This is a genomic window from Vibrio agarivorans, assembly GCF_030409635.1.
Lineage (GTDB): Bacteria > Pseudomonadota > Gammaproteobacteria > Enterobacterales > Vibrionaceae > Vibrio > Vibrio agarivorans.
Genome location: NZ_JAUFQF010000004.1, coordinates 1,330,719 through 1,347,522, shown reverse-complemented (window position 1 = coordinate 1,347,522; position 16,804 = coordinate 1,330,719). Strand labels below are relative to the sequence as shown.

Sequence of the window (16,804 nt, the reverse complement as noted above, 5' to 3'; positions counted from 1 at the left end):
CCCAATCTTAATCTAAAAATTTGCGCAACAGCTGGTCAGTTTCATAGAGTGGCAAGCCGACTACTGCGTAGTAGCTGCCCTCGATACGAGTCACAAAGCGTCCACCTAATCCTTGGATCCCGTAGCTTCCAGCTTTATCGCATGGTTCGCCTGACTGCCAATATTGTTCTATTTCTTGGTCACTAAGTGGCTTAAACCATACGTCGGTGATCACCACCGATGTTTCTATTCTTTGTTGTGAAATAACACTCACTGCGGTCATCACTTGATGTTGGCTACCTGAAAGTTGGCGCAACATCTGTGTTGAGTGTGCAAGATTGTCTGGCTTTTCCAGTACCTGATCCCCGCACACCACAATCGTATCGGAGCCGATCACGACCGCTTGGTCATTATTGACCAGCATAAACCCTGCTCTAGCTTTGTCTTGAGACAAGCGAGCCACATATTGCTCTGGTGTCTCACCCGCTTGTTGAGCTTCTTCAACATCTGGCTTTACAACCGAAAAACGGTAGCCAAGTTGGGTAAGTAACTCAAAGCGTCTTGGTGAGCCTGACGCTAAAACTAAGGGCTTATCGCACATCGATTTCTACCTAACTTTTAAGATTACTTAATATGCCAATGGCGACGAACACGGCGCAGTAAAAGGAACATCCACGGCCATAAAATACAGGTCACTAATCCGCTCCATAACGAAGCTGGATTGAACACAATATCTTGAATCAGGTATTCCCCAAGGAATACCATCACCTCAAACAGCATGGAGAACAAGGCGATAATTAACGCCTGCTGCCAAAGCGCCATGTTACGTAATACTAAGAAGTTTAGAGCAACCAAATACACAATGATGGAAAACATCATACCTCGGATCCCTAACGTAGAACCGAGCAGTATATCCCACAACAGACCAAGGATTAGCGCCGTGCCTACATTCACTCGATGTGGCAATGCCATTACCCAGTAGCACACTACCAGTAATAGCCATGCAGGACGAAATACATCAAAGCTACCCGGCCAAGGCAGGGTTTGCAGCACTAGCGCAATCACAAATGTGATATATATGATCAGACGACCACCTAATGGACTACTCCTCATCGGTGCTCTCCTCAACCGTATTCATTACCTTCTCAACACGCTCATCGTTTGGCCACACTAACAGCAGGTAACGCAGGCGTTCAAAGTCAACCGTCGGGTCGGCTTGAATCGAGGCAAACTCACGTCGTGTATCCTTGTTCACCGAGCTGACTACCGCGACTGGGTACCCTTCTGGGTAAACACCGCCTAAGCCTGAGCTCACAAGAAGATCGCCTTCTTGAATATCGGTGCTGGTAGGAATGTGCTCGAGATCGATCGTGTCAATCTTGCCCGAGCCTGCAGCAATCACGCGGATATCATTACGCAGCACTTGCACCGGTATCGCGCTGTTACTATCACCAAGAAGCAGAACGCGACTGTTATTGGCACCAACGAATGTCACCTGTCCAACAACACCACTTTCATTGATCACCGGCTGGCCTTCAAATACGCCATCGAGTGAGCCCTTATCAATCACCACTTGGCGACTGTAAGGCGTGGTATCGACAGCCATCACTTCAGTCACGACCTTACGCTCGTCACGAACAAACGGAGAGCCAAGTAACTCACGTAGGCGTTGGTTTTCTTCTTTGTATTGCTGCAACAGCAGAAGTTCACTCTTGAGCACTTGCACCTCTTGACGCATCGCCAAGTTGGAGCTGCGCAACTGACCACGTGTATGGAAACGGTCATAAAAACCATCAAACATACGGCGCGGCGTATCCGCCACATAGTGCAGTGGTGAAACTAAGGTGTTGAGAAAATAACGGACACTTGAAAACGCATCTAAACGACTATCAGCCAGCATAAGGCTGGCTGATAAAGTAACCGCTATTAGCAGGCGTAATTGAAGTGAAGGTCCTCTGCCAAAAATCGGCTTCATAGGGATAGAGTTCCTTGATCATCAAGTAGCGCAATCATAACGCTACTCTCTGCTGTGTATTACGGTAACAATTACTCTTCGACGAAAAGATCACCACCGTGCATGTCGATCATCTCTAGGGCTTTACCGCCACCAAGAGCAACACACGTTAGTGGATCTTCTGCAATCACAACTGGGATACCTGTCTCTTCTGCAATCAGACGGTCAAGATCACGCAGTAGCGCACCGCCACCCGTTAGAACCATACCGTTTTCAGAGATGTCTGAAGCAAGTTCTGGTGGGCACTGCTCTAGTGCTACCATCACTGCAGATACGATACCAGTTAGTGGCTCTTGTAGCGCCTCTAGGATCTCGTTTGAGTTTAGGCTAAAGCTGCGCGGCACACCTTCTGCAAGGTTACGGCCACGAACTTCAATCTCTAGCACTTCATCGCCAGGGTAAGCTGAACCGATATCGTGTTTGATTTTCTCTGCTGTTGCTTCACCAATCAAGCTGCCGTAGTTACGGCGAACGTAGTTAATGATCGCTTCATCAAAGCGGTCACCACCGATACGCACAGATGATGAGTAAACCACACCGTTTAGCGAGATAACCGCAACTTCAGTCGTACCACCACCAATATCGACCACCATTGAGCCCGTTGGCTCTGATACGCGCAGGCCAGCACCAATCGCTGCTGCCATTGGCTCATCGATAAGGTAAACCTCACGAGCACCAGCACCTAGAGCTGATTCACGGATCGCACGGCGCTCAACTTGGGTGGAGCCACAAGGCACACAAACCAATACGCGTGGGCTTGGCTTTAGGAAGCTGTTTTCATGCACTTGCTTGATGAAGTGCTGCAGCATTTTTTCAGTTACGTAGAAATCTGCAATCACACCATCTTTCATCGGACGAATTGCAGAGATATTGCCAGGTGTACGACCTAACATCTGTTTTGCAGCGTGACCTACTGCTGCAACGGTTTTACCGCCACGACCTTTATCCTGACGGATAGCAACAACTGAAGGCTCATCAAGGATGATCCCTTGGCCTTTTACATAAATCAGAGTGTTGGCAGTACCTAAATCGATCGATAGGTCGTTTGAAAACATGCCACGAAGTTTTTTGAACATATTCTTTGCTCGTCCTGCAAGAATTAGAAGATAGAAAATTGCTCTAAATGTACCAATGCCTTGCTAGGACAGCAAGGCATTGGTGAGTAAACATGGAGGAAAACCCGCAATTTCTGACAGATTCTTAACCTAAGTAAAAATTTATCGAGTTTATTGTCCGGTTAAGCCCGGTTCTCCACGGAAGATAATGCGATCATTGCCGCGGTAGACACCAAAGGTGACTAATGTGGATGGATCTTCATCGCCTTTGTTTCGCCAGTTATATTGAAGCCAAGGTTGGGTGAAGTGTCGCGCTCCACAATCAATATCCGATGGATTATCTCCCACCTCTCCCTGACGCAAAAACAACCGTACGGTTTCTCTATCGGTATTGGTTCCTGAACGTGAAGCTAGCAAGTTGTTATTGGTACCACTACTTACTGAGCTATCGGTGCCATCAAACGAAAATCTCGCGTCAGTGGTCACACCATCCAGAGCACAATACTTGTTGTGGTCAAACCCCGAAGCATCATCGTCGTTGTTCACAACGAAACTACTACCATCAAAATACTCCACTCGCAACGGCACACGAATACTACCGCTTGTTGAGCCTGAAACATCAGCTAAAGCCATACGCCCATAGCGAGCTGGCGGTTGGCTCAACAGCGAAGAGCGAATCTCACTCGGTTTATCCAATTCAAAAGTAACAGGATCTGAGCCTGAGATCTCCAGTCCAAAATCAGTCCCAATCGACGATGAATCGCTAGTATTGAACGGCCCATCAACCGACGTTATAGCACTGCCCTCACCTTTACGATTAAATACCATATTTGAGAAAGCAGAACGCCAGATAGCACTGCTAGAGCCATCATCGACCCAGAGGTCTGCGTTATCATTGACCCAACCTTCAAGTCTGTCCCAGTAAGTCCCATATAAAGCGAACTCAGCACGATAATCAGATTTCACCAGTGAGTAGTTCCTGACTTCTTTTTTAGCTCTATTGTACGGGTAGATGTCTACTTCCAATGAATCATAGGGCTGACTTAAATAAGCGACACCACCCTGATTGACTGGTGCGTTCCAATTCGTCTTCTCAATAACGAAATAGGCAGGATAAAATCGCCCAATCAAACGATAGCCAGTATTAATTTCCAACAGTGGATCTTGAATACCAAAGTAATATTGCTCGCTAGAAGCCGCATTCAGTTTCAAATAACCGACTTCGCTCCAATTAAGGCCAGATACTGTGTACGTGCCACTGCCATCATTATTAGCGGCGTCATAACGAACCTCTTGTCGAACAAAAGCACCAGGGTATTGTGGCCCCGGTATTATTTCAGACAGGTTTATTGATAGGCTTGGTGACGCACTATTACTGAAGTTTTTAGTCACGTAGGCAGTATCACAATAGCCGCTGGTCTCAACCTCACCACTTTCACTCCCTCCTCGCCAGCGTATCGGCAACACGTTGACCGAGAAGTCCGCTCCAGCCTCAATAAATGCATCACCACTAACTAGGTCACCCGACTTTAGGTGATCGCCACAAATCGCAAACGACCACGGTCTAGAGTACACATCGAATCTCCCCTCTAGCTTATCGGAGCCCTCGATAGGACAATCATCAAAGCCTTCACAATTGAAGTTGTTGTCAGTCAGGATAACCCCTACCTTCCCTGACTCATCAAATTGAAGGTTGTTGGTGGCAATCCCCTGAGCAAATGTAGGCGCATAGCTAAACGTACCCAAACCAATCCCGCCTTGTTGAGCTGTAGGCACTTTGAGCGCTTGAGTGACTGTTGGAGTCCCGTTGTAACTTACCTCTATTGGCTTATCTGATGTATCACATGCTAATACTCTTGCATTGGTTGCAGTTGGCTTACCGGCAATTGCGTAAACATCAGCAATGTCGAATTTATAAGGAACAAACTTATAATCTTCAGAAGTATTACTTCGATAGGTGCTGCCTTGAATTTGCGCTTCAGCATACAAACCCGACTTGGTATGCGCCACGCCTCCAGAACTCAATGTAAAGGTGGCAACACCCGCATTCGCTTGGCTTGTTTGTGGCGTAAAACTATTGCCATCGAGTGTGACACTGCCATTGAATGCGGTATATACGCTATCTCCGTTGTAGACGGTTGCAGTGAGGTCTATGTCTTCACAGGTCAGTGCAATGTCGGATATTGGGGTGAGTTCGATGCGGTAATCTTGAGGAGGAAGCCCACAACCTAGATCCATGTATTCTAGCTTTGCGCTGCCGTTAATAAGAAGTTCATCAGCAGTGGCTGCCCCGAAAACACTCATGCCTCCTTCCAGCCTGATTGTATCTCGGCTAAACAAATAGGCTTCAATTGCAGGACCAGTATCCTGAAGGTCAATAAGTGCATTAGTATTGCCTAAGTTTTCAGCCCAAATAATTAATGGAGCACTCTCGACTTGTAAAATGGCATTGTCGCTCAATCGAATTTTATTAACTTTCAATAATGTCGAATTTGGAAAGGTTACTTTTGCACTACCTTCAATAACTAGTTCACCAATTTCATAAACAGAAGCTGACATAGTGTACTGTCCGGCATTCCGAATAGTTAACTTCGAAAAGTTAGTACCGGGAACTTCTTGAGGCGTACTGTTATGACCAAGGCTCAGTTCATCTCCAATTATATTTAAGTCCAAGATAGGTGGCTCATTAGTCAATAGTAAATCACTATTTGGACGGCACTCTTTGCTATCACATGCAGTCTGAGAGTCCCAACCTTTACTAACTCTATTAAAGCCAACCTCTCCGAGTAAATTAACTGTCCCAATAAGTTTCCCATTTGAATCTGCTGGGAAATTAAAGTGAGACTTGGATGAGCCTACCCAACTCTGTGCAACAGCAGGAAAATAAGGACAGATATCTGGAATTTCTGGCTCTACAAGCTCAAATGCAAAGTGTCCTACTTCCTCGGGAATATGGCCTCTATTGAAGTAGTCCTCATCAACAACAAAGCTCACTTGAGCATCATCAGTAATTTCACAGCGACGCAACCAACCACCATGCCCGCCAGCTCGCTCTTGTTTGTTGGCTATAATCCCGTCAACTTGATTAAGTTGAGTTTCAACCCACGAGTTTTCGCAGCCGTCTGACATTGAACCAGGGTAACCTTGAGAGCTCGTGTCCGTTCCTCGAGCAAACTCAACAATATACTCTCCAACATTTAAGTTGCGGATACTCTCTGTCGCAAGAAACCCTACACGCTCTGTATTGTAAGGCGTACTTTTTGAGGCTGAAGCCTCCAAAAATAGAGAGGCTGATACCTGGTCTTGATTCGTCCTTGCCTTTCCTGATGTCAGCCATTTATCACCATTGTTATTAGATTGAATCTGATGCAGTACAACGGGGTTGGTTGAAAAAGGGGAATCTAAGCCAAAATCAATGAAATCAACACGTTCAGAAGATTGAGAGCCATTCTTCGATTTATAACGAGCGGTATCAAGGTAACCCGCTAGCACAGTATGGCCACCAAAATTGGCTATACCAGGTTCTACAACAAGATAGCTCACACTGCTCATCTCAGTGTCTCTGTTGGCACCTAGAACATTTACTGACTTGTAAGACACTTGAGCTTCTGTCCGTGACACAGAAGAAATGTTCAGCGTTGCTGGCCTGTGATTATCCGGCTCTACTGTAGAAATAGTTGGCATCACAAATACAAGCGGCACGAAGTCATAAGATTTACTAAAACGAATCGTACAGTTACCCGAACTACAATCCACAACACCAAACTCATATTGAGCATCATCAGAAAATTCTGGAGGCGGAGGTGTGACAATTCCACTTGCACACTCCAAGTCGTCAACACTTTCACCCTCCACATCAATATGAACTGAGTTTAGCGATGAGAAGTCTGCGATCACGTCATCAACTTCAAGCCACTGATCACCCTGTAAAAGGTAATACTGCAGCAATCCTTGTTTATTGCCCGAGACACTAGAATCAAAAGTTAGCAGTATCTGGTAATCTTGATTACTCTGAATCTCGTCACCAGCTCTCATAGTCACGACAGAACCCTCAGGACCGATAGCTGGGTTGTCCGTCCAAAGCGCTAATGCATCTTGGTTACCGCCACCAACACCTTTATCCGCCCACACTGTTTCTTGATACTGTGCATTAGTAATTGAGAAGCTTACAGAAAAGTCACTATCGGAACGCAACGCATTACAAGTACCGGGCGCAAAGTCATTTGCATGAACAAACGAAGATGAGACCATCAAGGCTAATGCAACCCAAAAATGCTTAATCATTCCCTACCCCATACTTCATGACGTCTTTCTACTTGGTGTATTCCCGTGCCACACGTAGCCATGCTCTCTACCTTAAAGTAACTGCGCTCGCCTAACTCACCCATTTCCACACACATGGACTCAACAGTACATCTATCAAATGAAAGTGAAGCGATATTCTGCCCGCCACAAATGCTGGTCACAGCACCTGAACTATTGAGTGGATATATCCGTGTCAGCACCTCCTCTGTTGAGGACGTAGCCGCTAACCACGCATGCGTGCCATTCACTTCACGCACATGGCTATCTTGATTTGACCATTGGGTTCTATTGAGCATCGCTGCCATCATGCCCATCACCACAATGACAAAGATAGCGACAATTAACACACTGCCTTGTTGTTTTCTTGGGTTAGGGAACATTTAGCACCTGTACTTCTTGTTGGTAGGTCGACTGTTCTTCTTGGTAATACATTTTCATTTCAATATGCACTAAAGCATTTTGATTTAAGCTTGGAGGTTCATACGCGAGGTAAGAAAAAGTTACCGAGTCTGCTAATGGAATATCATTGCGGTACAGCATCTCGCTCGAACTATCAAAACAGTAGGTGATTTGTTGACTGGGTTCGTACATATAAAAACGATTGGCGACTGACTCTTCACTTAAAACATCAATCTGACACTCAACCCCATCGCTCGCCGCTCCAGAGCCATCATCAGAATCAAATAGGCACGAGTCTCCGGATATACTTTCCAATGTATTAACAACAAAGCTATTGTCTTGTAGAGATTGACTACTAGTAGGGTTTATCACCATTCTAAGTTCAGTAGAGTTTTCAGGCCCAATATCAATCCAGTCAGCCCACGAGTCCTGCCCAACAATAAAGTCCATCGTGGTGTCATTGTCGCCACTAAGGGCGTAAAAACCAGAAAACTTTATTGGGTAAAATGACAAACATTGGCGTGCAGTTGTCGAGAATGGCTGGCTGAAACTATTCGGCACAGCGTGACGAATCTCTCTTGTCATTTTTTGCAAAACAAACTGTGCTTGAGTATGCAGTTTCTGCCTCTCTACTGTTTGAGCAAAACCCTGCGTGCCATACTGAACGAAGCCAGCAATGCCCAGTGCAATGATGGCGACAATAATCAAGGTAACGATCATCTCAATTAGAGTAAAACCACGATTTTTCATCAGTAATTCCCTCTAAATGCACTGAACACGTATGGACCGTGACCCGCTGCGGCTATTTCAAGTTGGATTTTTTTCAGTACATTCTCTTGCTCGTATGTCACTGTTATCGCAACTGTAAAGTTTTGATAAGTGCCATCTGGATCTGAAACTAAATAATTGAGCTCTCTGCAACTCCCACCGCTACAGTTAGGTCGGTACACAACTGAGTTACCATCCGCTGCGCCATAGTCATCGACATCATTAAAATTATAATAGAGCAACCCACTAACTGGGTCCGTTGCAGGGGTACTTTCAGCACCATCTGGGCCAAAGTCACTGATAGAGGCACAAGCCTGGGTACCCGTTTCTCCACAACGTTCTAGCCCACCATCATGAGCACTATTTTCATCAAAAGAGCGTGAGAGTATGTGATTAAACAGGGTTTCGGCCAAAGCCGCTGCTCGCACCTGATATTGTGGTTCAGCAGAACGCTGGACATTCGGCACTAGCATAGTAGTGATAGTCAACATCGCTATAGCCAAAATCACAATAGCAATGACGCTCTCAATTAAGGTAAAGCCTCTCGTTTTAATTAGCACAAGCACTCCCCTTTAGAGACATAGCCTTGAGAGTTAATGCACAGTGATGCTGTGACATCACCGTCGTTGATTGTGATTTCAACGTTAGGTTCAGAGAGCGCTTGCCCTTTGTCGAGAATGGGGTTACCCAATAAATCAAAACTCACTGAATCAAGTGATTTATTCGCAGCACACACTTGTTCTCCAGAGAAGCTACCTGAATCTACTACAACAAAATCACTACGCTGTAATGCGTTAAGCTCACTTTGAGTACACGAATACTGTGAACCAAGGCATTGATCTTTAAATGTCAGAACAAATGGCGTTAAATCTCCAGACTCATCATGCAAATTCGACTGCATCCGATTCACTTGCACTTGGCGAATAACCGAAATAACCGCTTCTTGATAGGTATAAGCAGAAAAAGAGGATTTGCCTAGGTATCGGCTGGCAGCATAGGTAGACACAATTGCGACCAAAAGAATCACAACGATCAATTCGACTAAGGTAAATCCGTTTTTCTTGTTCATATAAAGGACTTGGTGGAAGCAATTAGGATAAAGTATAGCTCTTTCAATAAATTAGTAATGAGATCGCATTTGAAGATTCAAAAGTAATGGCTGTATGTCAGACCTAAAACAACTTATTTCAGGTCTGACAGAACTCAATTAACAGTTATCATCAACTACTGAGGCAAAGGCAATTTCATCAATTTCTACACCTTCCGCTTGTTGATATTTAACATAGCATTGAGTGTCTTCTATTTTTTGAACGTTGTCGTCCAACTCTTGCGAATAAAAGGTAGCGACAGTGTACGCTATGGTGTTGCTGTCATTCCCAGTATGCGCAATAGCCCAGTCGTTACTATCCAATCCAGTTACAGCTAGCTCAATACCGGCAGAGCTTGCTGTTGGGAATCCCCATTTCGTTTCTATACCAGCTACATCAACTGCTGAAGAAGAACGCTCTTGATTCTCAATGGCGGCCTTACCGTAGGTAATACCTGCAGCACCATCCATTGCTCCTTTTAAGCCTTGAAGAGCTGATTTTCGAGCATCTTCCTGCAGATTTAAGAATCGAGGAGCCGCTGTGACTGCAAGGATGGCAAGTATGACAATTACAACGACAAGCTCAATCAAAGTGAAGCCTTTGTTTTTCATAAATAGTCCTTTAAAAAAGGCCAGCAATGCTGGCCTTTCGTTATGAGTTAAAAATTAGCAATCATCAGCTGTTGGCGATGTAATTGTTGGTGCACCAGCAGAGGCATTTGTCGAATAAACTACAACACAGTTAGAGGTATTATCAGTTCCAACAAAAGAGTACACGATACCCGTAGCTGCACTTGCATGGCCACTAACTACTTCCCAATCACCATCTGTTGATGACAAACCATCCACAGCATTACCAATACCCGTTGTTGTTGCCGCTGGGTAGCCGTAAGTAAGTTCAATACCATTAGCTCTTGAGACTGCTGTAACAGATGGAATTGTTTCAACACCATCAATAGCCGCTTTACCATAAGTAATACCAGCAGCACCAGCCATTGCACCTTTCAGACCTTGAAGTGAAGAAGCACGCGCATCTGACTGCAGGTTAAGAAACTTAGGCGCTGCAGTTACTGCAAGAATACCTAGAATAACGATGACTACCACTAATTCGATTAGCGTGAAACCGCCTTGTTTTTTCATGATTACTCTCTCTTTATAAAGATAAATTTAAATAAGACTGCAGAGTTACTGCAAAGTTACGGTCACGCGACCAGTTTCTAATTCATACACAAATTCATGTCGGCTTGTTCCTTCGCGCTGCACATAAATACATGTATTGTCACTCTCATTGGCGGAAGCTGCGAACTTATAGCTTGTATCTGCATCCGCTTCTGATTCAGTACCCACCTTAGGAGCGCTTTGTAATAGGTTCTCCATTAAGTCGATACAGTTTTGTTCTGAGGTTCCTTGCGATGGCATATTCGCTTCTTCTTTTAACGCGTATGGATAACCATCTCTAAAACCAGTATCGCTTCCATCGGTGTTTTTTGAGCGAGTCAGCCAAAACTCTGTGCCATCATAATCAACATAATTATTGCCACTGTCATTTGGTCTCGCTAACGCTTCCCACTGAGCTCGAGCAGAAAGTACACCTGTTGCGTAACCGCCAGCCACACCTTCAATACTCGCTTTTTTCGCTTCTTCTGTAATATCAAGAAAACGTGGAAGCGCTGCCACAGCAAGCAAACCAAGAACCACAATAACTACAACCAGTTCCACCAAAGAGAAACCTTGTTGTTGATACTTTTTCATTTTATTTACTCACCCTCTGAAACAAGATCACATTATACGGCAATAATGTAATTACAAAAGTCCAATATTGTGAACTGAACATTATATTTTCGTCAAAGCCACATCAATTCTTATTCGACCATTGACCAAACTAATAATTATCTCGTGCTCACTTAAGTAATAGAAATGACAAGATAAATTATCTTTATCTTCAACCATCTCGATACGATCTAGCTGACCATTAAACACTTCGCCCTTTGGATATAAAACCGTCCACCAATAGTCACAATTGTTGTAACCATTTTCATCCACGGGAGTTACCCAACCTTTGTTGCTCATCACCAGCGACTTGTCATTAACAACTAAAGTATTCGGTTGCTTCATCAGCAACCAGTCTTGGTGATAACTGTTAGCCTGCTCCAAAATACGCTTGCCAGCGATAATATACGCGACATCGGTCACCGGATTTTCCATTTTGCGCCAAGACCATAAAAAAGCCGCGATTAAGCTGACGATTAAGCAAAGCCAAATTGCAGTTTGTATTCGATCACGCTGGTTTGCCATGCTTAACCCTTAATTGCATCCAGCATGCCCCACATCGGTAGGAAAATACCCAGCGCAAGAATCAATACCATGCCCGCCACAATGACCAGCAAGATCGGCTCAATGCGTGCGGTGAGCGTTTTAAGATCGTAGTCCACTTCGCGCTCATAAAAGTCCGCCACCTCAAGTAACAACTCATCAATTCGACCCGTCTCTTCACCAACAGAAATCATCTGAATCACCAAGGGAGTGAAGATGTTGCTCGTCACTGCTGTGGATGACACCGTGCTACCCGACTCAATTTGTGACTTCATCTCTAACAGACGGGCTTCTAAGTATTTGTTGTCCAACGCTTCCGCAGCCAGGGCTATCGACTGATTCAGTGGCACACCCGACTTAAGCATCAAGGCAAACGTTCTTGAAAAACGTGCCATCAAGGCGCGATTCACTATTCCGCCAACAATAGGCATCTTTAGGCGAATCTTGCCCCACTTCTCTTGCCCTTCAGCGGTTCTTACCCAGGCCTGAAAAGCGAACAGACCACCAAAAATCGCTGCCAACATCCACGCCCAGTAATCAACAAAGAACTCTGACATACCGATGATAATGCGGGTAGGCAGTGGCAAATCGACACCAAAACGGCTGAACATACTGGTAAATTGCGGAATCACTTTGATATTCAGGATGAACAACGCAATCACGATAAAGCTAATCACAAATGACGGGTATCGCATCGCCGTTTTTATGCGCTTACGAGTTTCTACTTCTTGCTCGTAGTAACCAGCAAGTTGCAGCAGCGCTTCATCTAAGCGACCCGTGTTTTCACCCACATTGACCATTGAAACAAACAGTGGGCTAAATACGCGTGAATGCAACTGCATTGAGGCCGCCAAACCGCGACCATTAGTCAGTTCAGCACATACCTCTTCCAGTGCTTCTTTGAGTTGTTTATTTGAACAGTTCTGTGCCAAGCCACGCATGGCTCGGAGCAAAGGCACGCCCGCCTTGGTCAGGCTGTAAAGTTGGCGACAAAAGATAACTAAGACTTCTAATGGCACTGCTGGCTTAAACAAGTGTTGCAGATCAAAATTCAGACCACTAGAGCTGCCTTCTGATATCTGTGTAGGAATAATCCCCTTGTTCATTAGCGCTTCCGCAGCCAACTCTTCGGTTGCTGCTTCTATCTTTCCGTTGGCTTTATTGCCATCAAGATGTCGTCCTTGATATTGATAGGTTGGCATATCGACCTCTATATCATGATCGCTTCAGTATTACCTGAAGTATCACCTTCCCCTAGACTCATCACTTCATCTAGGCTGACAACACCTTGCAGTGCCAGCTCCATCGCTGATGCAAGAAGTGGCTTATAGTCTTTGGCTTTTCTTGCTTGCTGTGCAAATCCAACCGCATCATTGCCGCGCAGACAATCCATCATATCTTGGTCGAACTCGAGCAGTTCAAACACACCGATTCGGCCACGATAGCCCGTCAAGTTACAGTTCTGACACCCCGTGCCGTGACTAAAGCTTGCCCCTACTTGATTCGGGAAGCGCTGCGTTAACCACTGCTCTCGATGGCTGTCTACCACATCCTCTGTCTTGCAATCTGGGCAGACTCTACGCACCAGACGCTGAGCTAATACTGCACGTACTGAACTCGCGACCAGGTAACCCGGCGCCCCCATATCCATCATACGCAGGGCACTATCAACCGCGTCATTGGTGTGGAGTGTGCTTAACACTAAGTGACCAGTTAGTGCCGCTCGCAGTCCGATTTCAACCGTTTCTTGGTCACGCATCTCACCGATCAATATGATATCAGGATCCTGACGAAGGAAGGTTCTTAGCACAGTAGAGAAGTCTAAATTGATCTTTGGGTTGACCTGAACCTGGTTCACTCGAGGCAGGCGGTATTCCACAGGATCTTCCGCCGTGATGATCTTTTTGCCCGGTTTATTCAGCTCAGTTAACGCACCATAAAGTGTGGTGGTTTTACCGGAGCCCGTTGGCCCAGTAACCAGAATCATGCCATGAGGACGCTTCAACTGACGGCGGAATCGCGTAAGTAGCTCAGGCGGTAAACCCGACTCTTCCATCGCACGCACACCACTGGATTGATTGAGCAGACGCATGACCACCGACTCACCATATTGCACTGGCATGGTCGACATACGAATATCAACAGATTGTCCTTTGGCACGAATGTTAAAGCGGCCATCTTGTGGCAAACGCTTCTCTGAGATATCGAGATTGGCCATCAACTTCAAACGCAGCACTAAGGCAGAGGCAATATTAACTTCGTTGAGCAGCGTTTCATGCAAAACCCCATCAATACGCTGGCGGATACGCAGCAAATTGGCATCTGGCTCAATGTGAATATCCGAAGCATTGACCTGAATCGCATCTTCAAACAGAGAGTTGATCAGTTTTACTACTGTGACTTCATCGCTCTCGCTGTCGTCATCAGCTAAGCTAAAGTCAAACGCATCGGTCGTTTGGTGCTCTGCTTGCAACTGCTCGGCAAATGAGGCGATCTCTTTGGTGCGGCGGTAGTAACGATCAAACCCTTCAACGATCTGTTTCTCTGGAGCAATCACAAAATCAATGCTGTGATTGGGCAATTGACTCAACAGGGCTTCTTGCGCGAAGAGATCCGCAGGATCGCTCATCGCCACACGCAGTGAGTGATCCGTTTGACCAATCACCAGCGCGCGCAGGCGACGCGCATGAACTTCAGGAAGCAGCTGCACCGCATCAACGTCAACTTGTGCACGACTCAAGTCAATCAAGGGCAAGTTAAGCTGCTGAGACAAGAAGTTAAGCATCTGCTGTTCGGTCAAAAAACCTAACTCGATCAATGCTGCACCAAGCTTTCTGCCCGTCGACTTTTGCGCGGTCAGTGCTTGTTGTACTTGAGCTTCAGTGATGATCCCTTCTTCAACTAACAGGTCACCTAGACGCTTTCTTAGCTTAATTTTCACTGTCGCCCTCCTGTAAGGTACGAATTAACTTCAATCGATCGTGAGCGAACGCTTGAGACTGCTTAGAGATACCAATGGTCGTCAGTGACTTTTGATAAGCTAACTTGGCGCTGTCCAGATCAAGTTGTCTCTCTTGTTGGATGGCAAGCCCTAACCACCAGCGAGCATTACCTTCATCCAAACTGACCAAGCGCTGATAACTGTCTAAAGCAAGATCATCTTGTTCTGCTTTCTGAGCAAGTGCTGCACGTAGCGACAAGTACTCCACCGAAGGTGTATCTGATAAAGGAACTAGAGGTGTCAGTGCCGCTTCATGCTGCTTCTCTTTGATTAGCATTTTTGACAAAGCGATACGCAGCGTTTCACCATCTGGGTTCAGTTTTATTCCCGACTGAAGGATCTCAAAAGCCTTTCTCGCATCACCTTTGCCATAAAAAAGTGCGGCATATTGCTGACGAACTTTTTCGTCATAAGGCGTGTGACGCAGCGCTTCGTTATAAGCAGACAGCGCATCTTGAATGTTATTCGCATCAATCGCTTTCTTTGCGCGCTGCACAGCATTATTGGCTAGCTGCTCTTTGGTTAGCTCTACCTGCTCAATCATCACATTTTGTTTTGGTGCTTTGGCTGGCACGTCGACTTTGGCCACCAATATTGGCTCAGGTGTCGATTGTGAGGCTGTCGCTTTCTGCTCTACAGGCATAGTCGCGGCTTTCGTAATCGATGCTTGAGGCTTTGTGACTTTTTTCACCTGTGGCTCTGGGGTTGTCTTAACTTGAGCTGAATAAATTGGCGAGGAAGCCGTTGCTGCGCGTTGAGTTGGAGAGACTATCCCCTCTTGATAGCTCTGGGGTTGCCCATTTATTGATAGTGAATGACCTGTTACTGGCTCACTGGTGACATAGCTTTGCTGCTTGGCCTGCTGAGAGACAGCCCAGCCACCCACGGCTAAAGTTAGGGCAAATGTACCGACAACCCAAGGCAGCACAGAGCGGCGCTTAACCGAAGGAATATGCGCTTTCTCTATCGACGTTGCTGTTTCGCTATTCTTCTTAGCTAGCTCAGATAACGCGTTATTAATAACACTCATGAGTTACTCCACCCCCATAATGTGGGGGTTTTAAATTTTGGTTTGCAGCTATCCAGCGTATCGTGAATAGCAGCAAACACATGTTCATTGTTAATCAGGGTTGCTTGGCGACTGAACGCCAATATGAGCGCCTTATGGGCAATCTGATTGATCAAACGTGGGTTGCCCTTTCCCGCTCGCCAAATGGCTTTTTTCAACGGCAAAGTGAATATCTCACCCTGCTCTGTGGTCGCTTTTATTCTCGAGTCAATATAGGCTACGCCTTCATCCAAGGTGAGTGGCCTTAACTGAGCACTAAAGGTAATGCGCTGTCGAAACTGGCGTAAATGGTGTTGTGCTAAACGTTCGTCCAACTCTGGCTGCCCTAAAAGCACGATTTGCAGCAGTTTATTACGCTCAGTTTCTAAATTTCCGAACAGACGCAAGACTTCTAGAGCCTCATCCGATAACGCTTGAGCTTCATCCACCAGTACCACCGTGCGAAGCCCCTGTTTCGAGAGTTCAATCAAGCGAGCCTGAATCTCTTCGACTATCGATAGCGGCGTGGTTGAATCTAACCCGAGCTCTGTGGCCACTGCGATACGAACTTCGTCACCGGTTAAAGCAGGGTTAGGTAAGTACACCAGTTGCGCCACTTCTGACAGATGATTGATCAGCATCCGGCACACCATGGTTTTACCCGAGCCTACCTCACCCACAACCTTAATGACGCCCTCCCCCATTTGTAGCGCCGAAAGCACGGTTTGAATCGCCTCATAATGCGACTCTAACCCGAGAAACAGATCCGTATCAGGGGTTAGATGAAATGGGTATTGAGATAGACCAAAATGTTCAAGGTACATCTTTTCAGTCA

17 protein-coding genes are annotated in these 16,804 nt (G+C 45.9%); all 17 read right to left on the bottom strand.

Translation table 11 applies throughout. The annotated features are described in order from the left end of the window. Window positions 1–7: 7 nt before the first annotated feature. A complete protein-coding gene (locus QWZ05_RS14795) occupies window positions 8–580 on the bottom strand; it encodes a Maf family protein (protein WP_290299140.1) in 573 nt (190 codons plus the stop codon). 23 nt (window positions 581–603) lie between these two features. Then, window positions 604–1,092, bottom strand: a complete 489-nt coding sequence (gene mreD / locus QWZ05_RS14790) for a rod shape-determining protein MreD (RefSeq protein WP_264877814.1) — start codon at window positions 1,090–1,092, stop codon at window positions 604–606. After that, the gene (gene mreC, locus QWZ05_RS14785) at window positions 1,082–1,954 is read right to left on the bottom strand and encodes a rod shape-determining protein MreC (RefSeq protein ID WP_264877813.1); all 873 of its coding nucleotides are present in this window, start codon (window positions 1,952–1,954) and stop codon (window positions 1,082–1,084) included. The genes mreD and mreC overlap by 11 nt, the downstream gene beginning before the upstream one ends. A gap of 71 nt (window positions 1,955–2,025) precedes the next feature. After that, the gene (locus QWZ05_RS14780) at window positions 2,026–3,069 is read right to left on the bottom strand and encodes a rod shape-determining protein (protein WP_264877812.1); all 1,044 of its coding nucleotides are present in this window, start codon (window positions 3,067–3,069) and stop codon (window positions 2,026–2,028) included. A gap of 150 nt (window positions 3,070–3,219) precedes the next feature. Next, window positions 3,220–7,332, bottom strand: coding sequence for a DUF6701 domain-containing protein (locus QWZ05_RS14775; protein WP_290299138.1), 4,113 nt, complete (start codon window positions 7,330–7,332; stop codon window positions 3,220–3,222). After that, the gene (locus tag QWZ05_RS14770) at window positions 7,329–7,733 is read right to left on the bottom strand and encodes an MSHA biogenesis protein MshP (protein ID WP_290299136.1); all 405 of its coding nucleotides are present in this window, start codon (window positions 7,731–7,733) and stop codon (window positions 7,329–7,331) included. Before QWZ05_RS14770 ends, QWZ05_RS14775 begins: the two co-directional genes overlap by 4 nt. Continuing rightward, a complete protein-coding gene (locus tag QWZ05_RS14765) occupies window positions 7,723–8,502 on the bottom strand; it encodes a PulJ/GspJ family protein (protein ID WP_290299134.1) in 780 nt (259 codons plus the stop codon). The genes QWZ05_RS14770 and QWZ05_RS14765 overlap by 11 nt, the downstream gene beginning before the upstream one ends. Then, on the bottom strand, window positions 8,502–9,080 hold the full coding sequence (locus QWZ05_RS14760) for a prepilin-type N-terminal cleavage/methylation domain-containing protein (RefSeq protein WP_290299132.1): 579 nt from the start codon (window positions 9,078–9,080) through the stop codon (window positions 8,502–8,504). Before QWZ05_RS14760 ends, QWZ05_RS14765 begins: the two co-directional genes overlap by 1 nt. Beyond that, complete coding sequence (locus tag QWZ05_RS14755) at window positions 9,074–9,589, bottom strand: type II secretion system protein (protein WP_290299129.1); 516 nt, start codon at window positions 9,587–9,589, stop codon at window positions 9,074–9,076. The genes QWZ05_RS14760 and QWZ05_RS14755 overlap by 7 nt, the downstream gene beginning before the upstream one ends. Before the next feature lie 138 nt (window positions 9,590–9,727). Continuing rightward, on the bottom strand, window positions 9,728–10,219 hold the full coding sequence (locus QWZ05_RS14750; protein WP_290299128.1) for a prepilin-type N-terminal cleavage/methylation domain-containing protein: 492 nt from the start codon (window positions 10,217–10,219) through the stop codon (window positions 9,728–9,730). Window positions 10,220–10,273: 54 nt separating this feature from the next. Continuing rightward, the gene (locus QWZ05_RS14745; RefSeq protein WP_290299127.1) at window positions 10,274–10,747 is read right to left on the bottom strand and encodes a type II secretion system protein; all 474 of its coding nucleotides are present in this window, start codon (window positions 10,745–10,747) and stop codon (window positions 10,274–10,276) included. A gap of 45 nt (window positions 10,748–10,792) precedes the next feature. Continuing rightward, window positions 10,793–11,359: a prepilin-type N-terminal cleavage/methylation domain-containing protein gene (locus QWZ05_RS14740; protein ID WP_290299126.1), complete on the bottom strand. Its 567-nt coding sequence runs from the start codon at window positions 11,357–11,359 to the stop codon at window positions 10,793–10,795. Between the two features lie 81 nt (window positions 11,360–11,440). After that, on the bottom strand, window positions 11,441–11,902 hold the full coding sequence (locus QWZ05_RS14735) for a hypothetical protein (RefSeq protein WP_290299123.1): 462 nt from the start codon (window positions 11,900–11,902) through the stop codon (window positions 11,441–11,443). A 2-nt stretch (window positions 11,903–11,904) separates the two neighbouring features. After that, window positions 11,905–13,122: a type II secretion system F family protein gene (locus QWZ05_RS14730; RefSeq protein WP_290299120.1), complete on the bottom strand. Its 1,218-nt coding sequence runs from the start codon at window positions 13,120–13,122 to the stop codon at window positions 11,905–11,907. A gap of 8 nt (window positions 13,123–13,130) precedes the next feature. Next, complete coding sequence (locus QWZ05_RS14725; protein WP_290299118.1) at window positions 13,131–14,861, bottom strand: GspE/PulE family protein; 1,731 nt, start codon at window positions 14,859–14,861, stop codon at window positions 13,131–13,133. Continuing rightward, window positions 14,851–15,951 (bottom strand): MSHA biogenesis protein MshN, encoded by a 1,101-nt coding sequence (locus QWZ05_RS14720; protein WP_290299115.1) that lies wholly within the window; start codon window positions 15,949–15,951, stop codon window positions 14,851–14,853. Before QWZ05_RS14720 ends, QWZ05_RS14725 begins: the two co-directional genes overlap by 11 nt. Further along, window positions 15,948–16,793: an ExeA family protein gene (locus QWZ05_RS14715; RefSeq protein WP_290299113.1), complete on the bottom strand. Its 846-nt coding sequence runs from the start codon at window positions 16,791–16,793 to the stop codon at window positions 15,948–15,950. Before QWZ05_RS14715 ends, QWZ05_RS14720 begins: the two co-directional genes overlap by 4 nt. Window positions 16,794–16,804 lie beyond the last annotated feature (11 nt).